Annotated in this window: 12 protein-coding genes; 8 read left to right on the top strand and 4 right to left on the bottom strand. The window is 56.4% G+C overall.

What is annotated here, in order from left to right:
* The first annotated feature begins 223 nt into the window (after window positions 1–223).
* Window positions 224–898, top strand: a complete 675-nt coding sequence (locus tag BBD41_RS11400; RefSeq protein WP_099477655.1) for an NAD(P)H-binding protein — start codon at window positions 224–226, stop codon at window positions 896–898.
* 68 nt (window positions 899–966) lie between these two features.
* A complete protein-coding gene (locus tag BBD41_RS11395) occupies window positions 967–1347 on the top strand; it encodes a RidA family protein (protein WP_007130436.1) in 381 nt (126 codons plus the stop codon).
* Between the two features lie 285 nt (window positions 1348–1632).
* Here the strand turns inward: BBD41_RS11395 and BBD41_RS11390 are convergent, their stop codons facing one another.
* From BBD41_RS11390 to BBD41_RS11385, 3 genes are read right to left on the bottom strand one after another with little or no spacing between them, the layout of a single operon-like run.
* A complete protein-coding gene (locus tag BBD41_RS11390) occupies window positions 1633–3093 on the bottom strand; it encodes a helix-turn-helix domain-containing protein (protein WP_237087060.1) in 1461 nt (486 codons plus the stop codon).
* Entirely contained in the window at window positions 3090–3239 is a 150-nt protein-coding gene (locus tag BBD41_RS30265; protein WP_237087059.1) for a response regulator, read from the bottom strand. The genes BBD41_RS11390 and BBD41_RS30265 overlap by 4 nt, the downstream gene beginning before the upstream one ends.
* A 9-nt stretch (window positions 3240–3248) precedes the next feature.
* The gene (locus BBD41_RS11385) at window positions 3249–5030 is read right to left on the bottom strand and encodes a cache domain-containing sensor histidine kinase (RefSeq protein ID WP_099477654.1); all 1782 of its coding nucleotides are present in this window, start codon (window positions 5028–5030) and stop codon (window positions 3249–3251) included.
* Between the two features lie 152 nt (window positions 5031–5182).
* Between BBD41_RS11385 and BBD41_RS11380 the strand changes: the two genes are divergently transcribed.
* The 3 genes from BBD41_RS11380 to BBD41_RS11370 all read left to right on the top strand — a co-directional run bounded on the left by BBD41_RS11380 (window position 5183) and on the right by BBD41_RS11370 (window position 8330).
* Window positions 5183–6064 carry a carbohydrate ABC transporter permease gene (locus BBD41_RS11380; RefSeq protein WP_099477653.1) on the top strand — a complete coding sequence of 294 codons (882 nt, stop codon included), beginning with the start codon at window positions 5183–5185 and terminating at the stop codon, window positions 6062–6064.
* The gene (locus BBD41_RS11375; protein ID WP_077569931.1) at window positions 6064–6900 is read left to right on the top strand and encodes a carbohydrate ABC transporter permease; all 837 of its coding nucleotides are present in this window, start codon (window positions 6064–6066) and stop codon (window positions 6898–6900) included. Before BBD41_RS11380 ends, BBD41_RS11375 begins: the two co-directional genes overlap by 1 nt.
* A 137-nt stretch (window positions 6901–7037) precedes the next feature.
* Entirely contained in the window at window positions 7038–8330 is a 1293-nt protein-coding gene (locus BBD41_RS11370; protein WP_099477652.1) for an ABC transporter substrate-binding protein, read from the top strand.
* A gap of 183 nt (window positions 8331–8513) precedes the next feature.
* On the opposite strand, the gene BBD41_RS11365 is transcribed toward BBD41_RS11370, so the two are convergent.
* On the bottom strand, window positions 8514–8726 hold the full coding sequence (locus BBD41_RS11365; RefSeq protein WP_077569929.1) for a hypothetical protein: 213 nt from the start codon (window positions 8724–8726) through the stop codon (window positions 8514–8516).
* Between the two features lie 190 nt (window positions 8727–8916).
* On the opposite strand from BBD41_RS11365, the gene BBD41_RS11360 reads away from it, so the two are divergent.
* The 3 genes from BBD41_RS11360 to BBD41_RS11350 all read left to right on the top strand — a co-directional run bounded on the left by BBD41_RS11360 (window position 8917) and on the right by BBD41_RS11350 (window position 14037).
* On the top strand, window positions 8917–12018 hold the full coding sequence (locus BBD41_RS11360) for a DEAD/DEAH box helicase (RefSeq protein ID WP_099477651.1): 3102 nt from the start codon (window positions 8917–8919) through the stop codon (window positions 12016–12018).
* Between the two features lie 215 nt (window positions 12019–12233).
* Window positions 12234–12959 (top strand): hypothetical protein, encoded by a 726-nt coding sequence (locus tag BBD41_RS11355; RefSeq protein WP_099477650.1) that lies wholly within the window; start codon window positions 12234–12236, stop codon window positions 12957–12959.
* Between the two features lie 205 nt (window positions 12960–13164).
* Window positions 13165–14037: a M15 family metallopeptidase gene (locus tag BBD41_RS11350; RefSeq protein ID WP_167392970.1), complete on the top strand. Its 873-nt coding sequence runs from the start codon at window positions 13165–13167 to the stop codon at window positions 14035–14037.
* Window positions 14038–14160 lie beyond the last annotated feature (123 nt).

Below are 14160 nucleotides of genomic sequence, written 5' to 3'. Positions count from 1 at the left end.
ATTTGCCCCTCTGGAAACGGCTGTATCATCCATGAATTATTTCACCGGATCCAAGCGTGTTGACAGCCGCGTAATGGGGTGTAGAATGATCTCAGCAGCAGGCGTTCGGTCAGCCTAACATTAACGAAGTTTTGTCCGCATCGAAGCTGTTCAGGTTGTCCATGAGCCGAGGTCTTAACCTGATAAATGATTTAGATGATGAATAATTAAGGGGGGCAGTAAGATGGGACAGATATCCCTCGTTATTGGGGCAACGGGGCTTGTCGGAGGAGAGGTTACCGAGGAATTGCTGAGAAGACCGGATATAGATGAGGTCCGGGTGCTGGTGAGGAGGCCGCCCGAAGCTGCCCATCCCGGGCTGCGGATCATTCCCGTGGATTGGGATGAGCTCGAGCGCTTTGAGGAAGCCTTCGCGGATGTTCACAGCGTGTATTGCTGCCTCGGGACAACGATCAGGAAGGCCGGCTCCCGGGAGCAATTCCGGAAGGTCGATGTGGAATATGTGCTGAAGTCGGCAGCGCTTGCCCGAAGGCACGGCGTCCGCCAGTTCCTGGCGGTCAGCTCGATGGGCGCAAGCCCGGACGTGCGGAATTTCTATCTTCGGACCAAGGGCGAGATGGAGGAAGGCCTGGCGGCCATGGACTTTCATGGTCTTCATTTGTTCCGCCCGTCTTTGCTGTTAGGAAATCGGCCGGACCGCCGTTTCGGCGAGCAAGCGGCTGCGGTACTGATGACTTCCCTGGATGCGCTGTTCAGGCGTCCGAAGCTCGCTCCATACCGGGCGATCCCTGCTCAGAAGGTGGCCCGTTCAATGGTGAAGATCGGGCTTGCCGATATGAAGGGGCACCACGTTTATCCGAATGAAGTCATCCACGTGCTGGGAGATACGGCTGATTAAATTTGCCAGTCTGCAGTTGGACGTTTACAATGTGAACATACGGAATTACATAGAAGGGAGCCATATCCATGAACAAACATATTATTTCCACGCCTAAAGCGCCAGGCGCGATCGGTCCTTACAGCCAGGCGGTAGAGATCAACGGCTTCGTGTATACCTCCGGCCAGCTCGGTCTGAATCCGGAAACGGGAGAATTTGGTGAAGGCGTGCAGGAGCAGGCGCGGTTGTCTTTAAGCAACGTGAAGGCCATTCTTGAAGCGGCAGGGACAAGCCTGGACCAGGTCGTCAAAACCACCGTGTTCCTGAAGGACATGAATGATTTTGCGGCGGTAAACGAGGTATACGGCAGCTTCTTTTCCGAGCCTTATCCGGCGCGCAGCGCGGTGGAGGTAGCCCGTCTGCCTAAGGACGGATTGGTGGAAATTGAAGTCATTGCGGTCAAAGGATAACGCTTTTCGAAGGAAACGAAGAGCTCCCGGCATGCCCTAGAGGCAGCCGGGAGCTCTTTTTTTGGTCGGATCAGCATGCTAAGCGGGGCGTTACTTCTAGCGAGATCTCTGAGGCATTGACCAAACGTTGCCGAAGTCGGGGATCCACTGGCTCAAGCCGGCGATCCCGTGGCTCGAGCCGGCGATCCCGTGGCTCGAGCCGGCGATCCCGTGGCTCAAGCCGGCGATCCCGTGGCTAATGCCGTTGCTCCTGGGCCCAAGCCGGCGTTTTCCGGCGGATGTCCCCTATCTCTGATGCACTTTCCGATATTCGTTGGGCGTCGCGCCCTCCATTTTTTTAAACACCTTGCTGAAGTACTTTTCATCCTGGTAACCGACCATCTCTGCAATCTGGGCAATGCGGAGCTGAGGATTGAGCAGCAGGGTTTTGGCTTTGTCGATGCGTATGCGCCCGAGAAAATCGGAGAGAGTCACACCGAATTCCTGTTTGAATTTGCGGGATATGTACTCTCTGCTGAGGAAGAAACGGCCGGCAATCTGCTGCAGCGAAATCTCTTCATGATAGCTGTTCTCCAAATACCGGGCGATATCATGAATAATATGGTTGTCCTTTGAATGAATCTGGGTAAGCACCCTGGAGGCCGCGTTGAGTCGGCCGCAGATCTGTTCCCGCCAGCGTTCCCAGCACAGCATGCCGTCCTCATTCAAGGGAAGAGGGGAGGGCAGGTCTTGAGAGATTTCCGCGTCCTCCACGGGCTCCTGTACGCTCTTCACCTCATTCTCGGTCCAATGCTGCTGCATCCAGTCCCACTCGGAGTTTATGCGCAGCAGCTGCTCCGGAGACACCCGATCCATGTCCCGGACTTCCTTAATCCACTCGTCTGCTGCTGCTTCGATCCGTTCCCTGCTCCCGCTGAGGGCGGCCAATTTGAACGTCTCCTCGTACGAGGCCAATCGAGGGGTACGGGAGCCTTCGCTTTCCGGAACGCGCTCTTTATGAATTCGCGATTTGCCTGTCAGCAGGTTGCGGCTCCACAGGGCCTGGACGGCATTCAGGTATGCTTTCGGCAGGTCCGCCGGGAAAGCTGCTGCCGCGCAGCCGAAATGGGCACGCCGCCGGAGAATGGCGAACAATCCGTCGTTGATCCGTTCGAGCATATCGTTGACGGGCAGACGAGGGTTCCAATACAGCACAATCATTTCCCCGGGCTTGTCGATATGGCGGAAGGCCACCCCTTGATCGCGCAGCAGCTCGTTGCAGATGTTAATCAAGGTGAAGGAGAGCAGGTGCCGCCGGTTCCGAAATTTGGACAGCAGCTCTTTGTCAAACTGGACATCGCTAATAACAACGATATGGCAGGGATCTCCTGCCGACGGCAGAGCCATCCGGTTTTGCAGCTGGGCCACGATGCTCTCCCTGCTCCCGTACCCGTTCACAAGATCCGAGAGAAGCCGGTCCATATAGAGCGGGGTCATCTGGTTCATTTCGATATTCTGGCTCATGATCTGCTTCCGCTTCTCTTCCTCCAACCGCCAGGCATCCGCCGCCTTGCCGAGCGCCTCGTTCAGACTTCCCGCATCGACCGGCTTCAAAATATAATCCGATCCTCCCGAGCGGATCGTATGCCGGACATACTCGAAATCATCGTATCCGCTGATAACGAGCACCTTGATGTCGGGTCTGGACGTGTGCAGCCAGGTCAGCAGCTCGAGGCCGTTTTTATTCGGCATCCGCATATCGGTCATGACGATCTCTTCTCCTCGATTAACCGAACCGCCTCCTCGCCGTCGGCAGCCTGATAAATTTCCGTTATGCCATGACGCTCCCAGTCCGCAAGCATCTCAATCGCTTCTCTTACGTGTTGTTCGTCGTCTACGATCAATACTTTCATCTCTAGTGCTCACTCTCCCCAAGCGTTGATATTGAGCGTGACAATGACGCCATGCGGCACTGCATTCTCGATGGTTAGAACAGCCTTGTTGTCCGTATATAGGTTCAGTCGCATCAGCACATTCATAAGCCCGATGGAGATATCCCCGGTATCGCCGCTTCGCGGCTCCTGTCCCGAAGGATCGGCCAGCATGCGGCGGATCTCGGCCAGCCTGTCCTGCTCGATCGACGTCCCGTTATTCTCGATCACGACGACCAGTCTATGTTCCTCGGTTATCCGCGAAGAGATCGATAGGCGTCCCACGGTCTCCCTGCTGTTCATGCCGTGCTTGAAATAGTTTTCGACGATCGGCTGCAGAATCATCTTGGGAACGGGGGCCTGCAGGCTGTCCGGCTCCAGATCCCATGAGATTTCAAGCTGATCCCGGAAGCGCTGCTTCTGAAGCTCCAGGTAGAGCCGCACATGGTGGACCTCATCCTGCAGCGTTACTTTCGCCTCGCTGTTGCGCATATTGTAGCGCATGATATTCGCCAAGGAGGAAAGAAGAGAGTAGATCCGCGGCACCTTATGCTGAAGGGCCAACGTCCCGATGGATTGGAGCGCATTGTACAGAAAATGCGGGTCGATCTGTGCCTGCAGCGCTTTCAGCTGGTTGGTCTTGTTGGCCAGCTCCAGCCGGTACTCCCGCAGGATCAGGTTATTGATCGTGTCCATCATGTTCCGGAACCGCCGCGACAAAATGCCGATCTCATCCGGGCTCGTTACATCGATATCGACGTCCAGCCGCCCGGTCTGCACCTGATTCATATAACTCGTGAGCTGTTTAATGGGTCTTGTAATCCGAATGGATATCCATAGGGTACCGAAAATGACAACAAGCAGAGCAAAAATAGCGATCGTCGCGTTGATCCCCGTTAATTCCGTCGAATTTTTGTACAGCGTCTTATGTGGTATCTGCTTCACCAAAGTCCAAGGGGCATAGGGCAGATCCAGCTTCTCATAAATAACCATCGCTTCCTTGCCGTCATAATAGCCCTGTTTTTCCTTGGCGATTTCATGCAGCAGCGTCTGATCGGCAAAAGGCTGCCCGATTTGATCGGAATCCGGACTATACATGATGCTGCCTCTATCATCAATCAAGTATAACTGTTCCTCTCCCTTGGCATACAGTTGGTCGCAAATGGCCAAGATACTGTCAAGTTTGACGTCAATCGCCATGAGAGCATACTGCTCGGAAGAGGGAATGTTGTTGATCGACCGGTAGAAGGTGATCACTTTGAAATCGGTAATGTCGGCAGGTCTGCGGGGAAATCCGTAATTATGAACCTCATGAATCGGCTCGATCGCGGCAGGGCCGGGACCGAACTGCTCAATCCGGCGGTAAGGCTCCTTCCGGAACTCGCGCCTTGGAAGATTGCTCGACACTTGGGTCGATTGACCGGTCAAGTAGTTGTGCAGGTAGATCTGATGGATGTCCTCCATCCCTGTCTGAATCGCCTGCAGGGTGGCGTAGAGCTCGGCTACGACGCGGTGGTTGTCCGGATCCAGGGCGAGGTTGCGCAGAAAGTAGGAGTCCGAATAGACGGAAAGCGAAGCCCGATTGATGCTGTTCATATAGTTTCTTAAGTTGGTCGTTCCTTGATAAATGAGCCGAATGTTCTCGTTTACCGTCTGTTCCTTTACGGATTCGCGGGTATGCGAGAATGTGATGATTAAGGAGAGCAGAAGCGGAATCGTTGTAACGGCCAGCATGAACTGAATCAGCCGGGTTTGAATACTGCGGAATTTCATGACAGCTCACCTCGGATAGATCATACATAGGAATCGGTATGGTCAATATTTTACACCTAACGGTTCATGATTCTCCGTGTTCATTGATAACAGGTTACCTCATAATGGCTATACATCATACAACATCTTAACGCAAAGGGGAGATCACAGGGATGAATCGGAAAAAATCATCGGCGCTGCTCCAGCAGTTTCTGTTCGTGGGACCCTCCACTATTTTTTTCATCCTGATCATGATCATTCCATTCCTTCTAGGACTGTATTATTCCTTCACCAACTGGAATGGCGTATCGAATAAAATCGATTGGGTCGGCTTGGATAACTTCGTAACGATATTTACCAATGACGATAAATTCCGCAGTTCATTCTGGTTCACCACAAGGTTTACGGTGCTTGGAGTCATTCTTACGAATCTTCTCGGCTTCGTGCTGGCCTACTTCCTGACCAAGCCTCTCAAAACGCGGAACGTGCTGCGGACGATCTTCTTCATGCCGAACGTGATCGGCGGCCTGCTACTGGGCTTCATCTGGCAATTCATCTTCGTCAAAGGCTTCGCGGCGATCGGCAGCGCAACGAATCTCGGATTCTTCAATCTGCCTTGGCTCGGGACCAAGGGGACGGCGTTCTGGGCCATCGTCATCGTCTTCGTGTGGCAGACGGCCGGCTATCTGATGGTCATCTATATTTCCTCGCTCAACAATGTGCCGAAGGATATTCTGGAGGCGGCCGAAATCGACGGCGCGAGCAGAGGACAAGTTCTACGGTCCATCATTATACCGCTCGTGATGCCTGCCGTCACGGTCTGCCTGTTCCTGGCGATCTCATGGTCTTTCAAGATGTTTGATCTGAACCTGTCGCTCACCAAGGGCGGGCCTTTCGGCTCCACGGAGTCGGTGGCCATGAACATCTACAACGAAGCGTATACAAATAACCGTCTGGGCCTCGGCACAGCGAAGGCGGTCATTTTCTTCATCGTCGTCGCCATCATCACAAGCCTGCAGGTTCGGTTCACGAAGAGCAAGGAGGTCGAGGCATAATGGAGACCGTCAGAAAATACAAGCTGAATACGCTGGCTACCGAGCTCATCATGATCATCGTAGCGCTGCTCTTCCTGGTGCCGTTCTATTTCCTGTTCGTCAACTCGGTCAAGACCTTCGGCGAGCTGCTGACCGATTCGGCCGGGCTGCCGACAACGCTTGAATGGAGCAACTACTCACGGGCATGGGATATCACGAAATTCCCGTCCGCGCTCTGGAACTCCCTTGTCGTCACGGTTGCCAGCAACCTGCTGCTGGCGATGCTGAGCGCCATGACGGCGTATCAGATGGTGCGGCGCAATACGCGCTTTAACCGGATTATGTTCGCCCTGTTCGTGGCGGCCATGGTCATCCCGTTCCAGTCCATCATGATTCCGCTGGTGAAGGTAACCGCAACGATGGGCATCAATAACAGCCTGTACGGCCTGATCATCTGCTATCTCGGGTTTGGTGTTCCGCTCAGCGTATTCCTGTTCCATGGATTTACGAAGTCGATTCCGCTGGAGATCGAGGAGGCCGCAACGGTGGACGGAGCGAGCGGATACGGCGTATTCTTCCGGGTCGTATTTCCGCTCATGAAGCCGATGTTCGTGACGGTGATCATTCTCAACACGCTGTGGATCTGGAATGACTATCTGCTGCCGTCGCTGATCCTGCAATCCGCCGAGCTGCGGACGATACCGATTGCGACATTCGCATTCTTCGGACAATATACCAAGCAGTGGGATCTTGCGCTGCCGGCGCTCGTACTCGGTATTCTGCCGATCATCATCTTCTTCCTCGCAATGCAAAAATACATCATCGAAGGAATTACCCACGGGGCGGTCAAGGGATAAACCGGTAAATCGGTCAATTTCATCCACCCGAGAGATCAATATCGTACCTGATGAATAGAAAAAAGGTTAATTATACTGAAGAAGCAAACGCCATTTATAGCAACTGACACACCTATACAAAAGGGAGGATTCATAACATGAAGAAACAAGGTAAGCTTCTGCTGGTCATGATCCTGGCGTTCTCCACCTTGCTTGCAGCATGCGGCGGCGGCTCGAAAGAGAGCGGCCAGGAAGCCGAGGGCGGCGCTGAAGGCGGAACGAAGACCATTAAGATTTTCCAATTCAAGGTTGAAATTGCGGAGGCGCTGAACCAGCTGAAGGCGGAATATGAGAAGGAGCATCCCGGCATCAAGCTGGACATTCAGACGGTCGGGGGCGGCTCCGACTACGGCGCGGCATTGAAGGCGAAGTTTGCTTCGGGCGATGAGCCGGACATCTTCAACGTAGGCGGCTACCGCGACCTGGATACCTGGTTCGAGAATATCGAGGACCTGTCCGACCAGCCATGGGTGAATGACGTGCTGGACGTGGCGAAGGAGCCTATGACGAAGGACGGCAAGCTGTACGGACAGCCGTTCGGCATTGAGGGCTACGGCTTCATTTACAATAAGGACCTGTTCAAGCAAGCCGGCATCACCGAGCTGCCGAAGACGCTGACCGAGCTGGAGGCAGCGGCACAGAAGCTCCAGGCGGCGGGCATTACACCGTTTGCCAACGGCTATCAAGAAACGTGGATTTTGGCTAACCACCTGCTGAATATCCCGTTTGCGCATCAAGAGGATCCGGATGCTTTTGTCAAAGGCTTAAATGAAGGAACGCAGAAGATTGCAGGCAATGCGAAATTCGACGAGTGGATCCGCCTGCTTGATCTGACCGTGAAGTATGGTCAGAAGAACCCGTTGACGACCGACTACAACACCGAAATTACGTTGTTTGCCAGCGGGGAAGCCGCCATGACGCAGAACGGCAACTGGACCCAGGTGCAGATCGACGGAATCAATCCGGAGCTGAACATCGGCTTCCTGCCGATGCCGATCAACGACAATGCCGAAGAGAACGACAAGCTTCCGGTCGGCGTGCCGAACAACTGGGTAGTCAATAACAAATCCAAGGTAAAGCCTGAAGCGAAGGAATTCCTGAACTGGCTCGTCACTTCGGAGACCGGCAAACGGTACATCACCGACGAATTTAAGTTCATCCCGGCCTTCAAGAGCATCGAAACCAAGAGCGAAACACTGGGCGATCTCGGCAACGATATCGTGAAATACAGCCAGGAGGGCAAGACGCTCAGCTGGGAGTTCAATAAATTCCCGGATGGCGGCATGAACGAATTCGGCAGCCAAATGCAAGGCTATGTTGCCGGCAATGTGAATAAAGATCAATTGTTCGAGGGCATCCAGAAGTCCTGGGAAAGCTTGAAGGCAAAATAACGATATAGAAGCGAGAAGAGGCCGCTCCGATCAGTCGGAGCGGCCTCTTCTTCTGTGGCTACAGGATAGATATGGGGATCGGTTAGCGGAAATGGAATGATCTCTCGCATCCTTGCCTCCCGCATCCTCACGATCACCGGAGGATTCCGGCAGTCCGGGCCATGCGGCAACGGGGTTAACCAGTTAAGCCCTCCGGATCAGCAGATAGAGAATGAGCCCGACAACCGGAAAGAACAGCAGGCCAAGCAGGATAAGCAGCGCAAACTCAGGGCTTCTGCCAAGACGCCGCGCATCGCGGTACCCCCATATACAAATCATGATGTGAATAATAAACAATAAAAAACCTATTAATAAAACGCCCAGCCCAATAATGCTCCCGGCAAACAAGATGTCCAATCGAGCTCCCCCTGACAAATGTAGGTTTATTTATTCAATACGCATCAAGGATCGAATAAGTGGCAACATTTAGGGGAGCGGCATCATTTTATAGCCCGAAAATTCTTTCGGCTGGCGTTTTGAAATTATGCGGTGATCGTATAAGATAGTAATAATATCTATAAAAAGCAGGAAAAGACGGGAGACAACGATGAATCAACCGCTTTATGGCGTATGGTTAGGTGATGCATTCTTTTGTTTTTCCGGAGAGGTATCCGAGCCCAAGGTGGATGCATGGAGCCGCGTTGTCCGTGCCGTGCGGATGCAGGATGGAAGCCGCCCCTTCGCCAATGCGACTCTCCGGCTGGCAGAGCTCAGATATCCGTCCCCGACCTACGGGGAGAGAAGCGCGCGTCGTCCGGAGCGGAAGATGGTCGGCGGCCGGACGATGGAAGGACTGGCACTCACGCCGGGGGATGCGTTCGAAATGCTGCTCGAGCTTACGCCGGCAAACTATGAAGCACAGGGTCTCGAAGCCGGAGAAGAGATGGAATTTTGGATACAAGCAAGCCGCTTTGCGCTTCAGCTGCTGCTACAAGGAAAGCTTGCGCCGGGTACCGCCGAAGTGCCGGTGATCGGAAGACGACGGTCTTCGATGCAGAGCATCCGTGCGGTATGGAAGCCGCAGCTGTCTGGGGAGGACTGGGAGCGGTTCATGCAAATGGCGGCCAATATTCCGCCAGTCTGCATCGGCGTGCCGGCAGCTCTGGCCGGTCATGACCCGTCAACCCGGGAGGAAGCGGGCGCGATCGTGCTGTACTCGTTCTTGTGCGGCATTCTGGACAGCGAGGCCCGCCAGGCGGTACGGGAAACCCAGGATAAGCTGCGGCCCCATCTGGCGAATTACCGCCGAGGGTATTCTCCCTTAGTCGAGCTGTGGTGGAACAGTCTGCTGACGGTTAACCGCGAGCTGCCTGTCCAAGGCACAGCCGAAGAGATCGGGGAGCTGACGTCGGCGGTGGAGGCAGCGGGTGGAACGGCGGTCCCGTACGCTGCAGGCGAGGATGCGCCCCCGGAGAGCGGAACGGTCGGGCTCGGACTCCGGCTCGAGCCTCCGCTTGCGGACAACCGGCAGGATTGGCAAATCTCGTTCTGGGCGCGGGGCTTGGAGGATGAGGGCTTGCTGCTGCCCGCAGGCAGCATCTGGGCAATGGCGGAGACGGATCCGCTGATCCGGGGACGGATTTATTCCTCCGTGAAGCAGCAGCTGCTGCTAAGGCTCGGCGAAGCGGCGGAGCTTGCGCCGGAGCTCGCGGAGGGCTTGCGTGGACCGGCACCCGAAGGGGTGTCGATACCGCTCAGCGCCTTGTCTTCCTTTATGAAGGATTCGGTTCCGAGACTGGCCGGAAAAGGCGTGACGGTCCAAATGCCAACGAGGTGGAGCAAGGAAGGCCGCAGACGGGTCGGACTGTCTCTGAAGATGATGTCCGATGCGAGATCGCCGGGCGGGATGCATCCGCTCCCCGTGATGGGGATGGAGCATCTGGTTCGCTTTGAAATTTCGGCGGCCATGGGGGGCCAGCGACTCACCCGGGAAGAGCTGAAATCGCTGGCGGAGCAGAATTTGCCGTACGTCCAATTCCGCGGTGAGTGGGTTGAAGTCGACTTGAAGGAGATCAACCAGGTGCTTCGTTTCATGAAGCGTCATGAGAAGGGCGAGATGGAGCTGGCGGAATGGATGCATCTGACCGCCGAGATGGATGGGGAACGGCTGTGGAAGGGTCTCTTTATCGAGGAGGTTGAATCCGCGGGACTGCTGTCCTCCTTGCTTGAAGGGGAGGTTATCCGGAAGGTTCCGCCCCGTCCTGTCCCATCGATGCTGCATGGGGAGCTGAGGCCGTATCAGGAACGTGGATATCAATGGCTCAGCATGATGCGCGAAATGGGGTTTGGCGTTTGCCTTGCGGATGACATGGGGCTCGGCAAGACGATTCAGGTGATTACATGCCTGCTGGACCGGAGGGAATCGGACCGGAACACCGGCCCGGTCCTGATCATATGCCCGACGTCTTTGCTGGGCAACTGGCAGCGGGAGCTCCAGCGGTTCGCCCCGGAGCTGTCGCTTCATGTTCATCATGGGGTCCGGCGGCTCCGGGGAGATGAATTCGCGCGGAAGACCAAAGAGTACGATGTTGTGCTGACCACGTACCATTTGGCAGGGCGCGACGGAGGAGACTTGTCCGGCATCAGTTGGTCCAGCGTTGTGCTGGACGAGGCGCAGTATATTAAGAATTACCGCACCAAACAGGCGCAGAGCGTCATGAAGCTGTCGGCTCCCCACCGGATTGCCATGACCGGAACGCCGGTGGAGAATCGCCTGGCGGAGCTGTGGTCCATCTTCCATTTTCTGAATCCGGGGTACTTGGGCTCCTTCAATGCCTTCCGTCAGCGCTATGCCGCCGGCGAAGGGCAGCAGGAAAGATACCGCGAGCTGCACCGGCTCGTATCGCCGTTCATGCTGCGCAGGCTGAAGAGCGACCCGGACATCCGCAAGGATCTGCCGGAGAAGCTGGAGGTGAAGTCCTACTGCACGCTGACGGAGGTGCAGGGGGCTATGTATCAGGCAGTCGTCGATGAGATGATGGGGCAGATCGAAACCCAGACGGGCATGGCCCGCAAGGGGCTGGTGCTGTCCTCGCTGACCAAGCTGAAGCAAATATGCGATCATCCCCAGCTGCTGCGGCAGGAAGAGGGACGAGCGGTGCGCGCGGAAGCCTCCGGGAAGATGGAGCGGATGCTCGAAATTCTGGACCAGATTGAAGATATGGGGGAATCGGCGCTTATCTTCACCCAGTATGTCGGCATGGGCGAGTTGCTCGTGAACGTACTCGGGCGCAAGTACGGGAAGAAGCCGCATTTTCTCCATGGCGGCGTCCCGAAGCGCGAACGGGACGAGATGGTGCGGGCCTTCCAGAACGGCGAAGGCACGGAGTTCTTCGTGCTGTCGCTGAAGGCCGGGGGCGTGGGGCTGAATTTGACCCGCGCGAATCATGTCCTCCACTACGACCGCTGGTGGAATCCGGCCGTGGAGAATCAGGCAACGGACAGGGTGTTCCGGATTGGGCAGCACCGCAATGTCCAGGTGCATAAGCTGATCTGCCAGGGGACGCTGGAGGAACGGATTGACGAGCTGATCGAACAGAAAAAGGCGTTGTCCGAGCAGGTGGTCGGCTCCGGCGAGACATGGCTGACCGAAATGTCCGACGGCGAGCTCCGCCGATTGATCGAGCTTCAAGGACAGGATTGGATGTAAACGGGCATCCCGTTAGCTTATCGATAGAATGCTAAACGGATTTTCTCTTATGATCGAGATGCTATCCAGATTCTCTTTCGATCAGGACGCTAGCCAGATTCTATCGATCAGGATGCTTACCAGATTCTCTTCTGATCAGGTTGCGATATAGAACGAAGCAATTTTGAATGTTTGGATGACATAGAAGGATTTACGGCGAAGAGGAGGGTGCTGTGATGGAACCGACGAAATCCGACGAACTCCGGCTTGATCTGACCGCGGGACGGCTTCAGGGCCGGATCGGTCCGGACGGGGGGCCAGGCGGGGGCTGCGGAATCAGCGTAGCGATCGAGCCGCTTGCGGGCGATGTCCGCAATTCGATCATCGCCTACCTTACGGATCATCCGCTGGAGCTGTACTCGCTCCTTGCAGGCCGCGAAGCCCCGTGGCTGGCCGGCTTTGTTCCTTCGCCCCTGCCGGGCGAAGGGATGGCCGTGCCTTGCACATGCGGGCGCGAAGCCTGCGCGCAAGGGCAGGCCGTGCTGGATGCCGCACGGCAGAGGCTTGCGGCGGAGCCGCTCCAGCTGCTGGCGCTGCTGGGGCTGCCGCGGGAGGCGCTGCTGGCCGGCGTCTTCGACGCCTGGGCCAAGGCCGTACCGCCGCGGCCAGGCGGCGCCGCAGGGGACGCGGCCACCCGCGTGAAGGAGAAGGGGCCGTCCGGCCCTTCTCCCGGCGAATGGGTGGCCGAGGCTGCGGCCGAAGGCCGGCTGCACCGGCCGGGGCCGCAGCTGGGCGAGCTGGCGGTGCCGCTGTCCCCGCCGCCGCCCGGAGAGCTTGGGCCCGCCGGCGATTGGGCGGGCCTGCTGCCGGGCGTCAGCGGCGTTTCCCAGGCGCTCGGCCTCATTGCCCGCGCGGCATCGGAGCGGGCCGAGCAGAAGCGCCGCCGCATAGAGCAGCCATAGCCTTTAGACCTCCCCTTTCGAAGGGGGCGGCCAGGCGTATGGCTGCTTTTTTTTCACGCCTAAAGGCCGTAAAGCGCGGCCATGGCGCCGCAAATTCGGAGAAATGACGGCATGCCGCGTCATTCTTCGACATGACAGCGTTTGTCCTGTACCGTTTGGATAAGGTACAATGAGGACAATAAAGATGGGAAAGGACGAGGCAGTGATGAGTGCATTTTATGGGAAAAATATACGCTGGACGAGCCTGATGCTGTCATCTCTGCTGGTAGCGGGGAGCATTCTGGCAGGGTGCCAATCGAATGATGCCGGTTCAGGCAAAGAGCAGGGACAGGAGCTTCAAGCGCCGGCCGAGGGCCAGGAAGGCACGACGCTTCCGGAAGGAACCGGGGAGGACGCAGAGGCCGGAAACGAGCCGGCGGATCCCGTGATGGCCAAACGGAGCGAAAATGCGCTCCAGGCAACCGTGCAGGAGGAGAACGGCAAGATGGTCGTGACCAACCCGGATGCCGTCACCGTTGTGGTGAACAAGCAGCGCAGCCTCCCGGACGGCTATGAGCCGGATGACCTCGTGGAGCCGAACGTGCCGTTTTCTTTCGACGGTCCCCACGAGAAGCGGATGCTGAGACAAGAGGCTGCCAAGGCGCTTGAAGAATTGTTTGCGGCGGCCGAGGCGGACGGAATGGAGCTTCGCGCCGTTTCGGGGTACCGCTCATACGACCGCCAGAAGGTGATCTATGAAAACAATGTCCGCACCAAGGGAGAGGAAGAAGCAAACCGCGTGAGCGCAGTGCCCGGCACGAGCGAGCACCAGACCGGACTGACGATCGATGTGTCGAGTCCCAGCGCAGGAAACGCGCTCGAGGAAGCCTTCGGCCATACGGAGGAAGGCGAGTGGCTGGCCAGACGCGCACCGGAATTCGGATTCATCATCCGGTACCCGGAAGGGGCGGAGGATATTACGGGATACGTGTATGAGCCTTGGCATATCCGCTATGTCGGGAAGGATCTCGCGCCGGACATTGCGAAGAGCGGCCTGACGCTGGAGGAGTATTTCGACGAAGCCAACATAAAGCTGTAGTTGTCGTGTGAAAGGGCCGAGACGGGGAGGAATGCAGCTCTTGTCGCGAATCGGACGAGCCAAGACTGCTTGGACGAGCTGCTAGGCTCGTTGGATGTCGGGCCTGCTCAAGTAATCGTAAAG

It is taken from the genome of Paenibacillus ihbetae (assembly GCF_002741055.1).
In the GTDB taxonomy this organism is placed as follows: domain Bacteria; phylum Bacillota; class Bacilli; order Paenibacillales; family Paenibacillaceae; genus Paenibacillus_AQ; species Paenibacillus_AQ ihbetae.
Note: the sequence above shows the minus strand (reverse complement) of the source record. Positions and strands in the feature narration are given on the sequence as shown.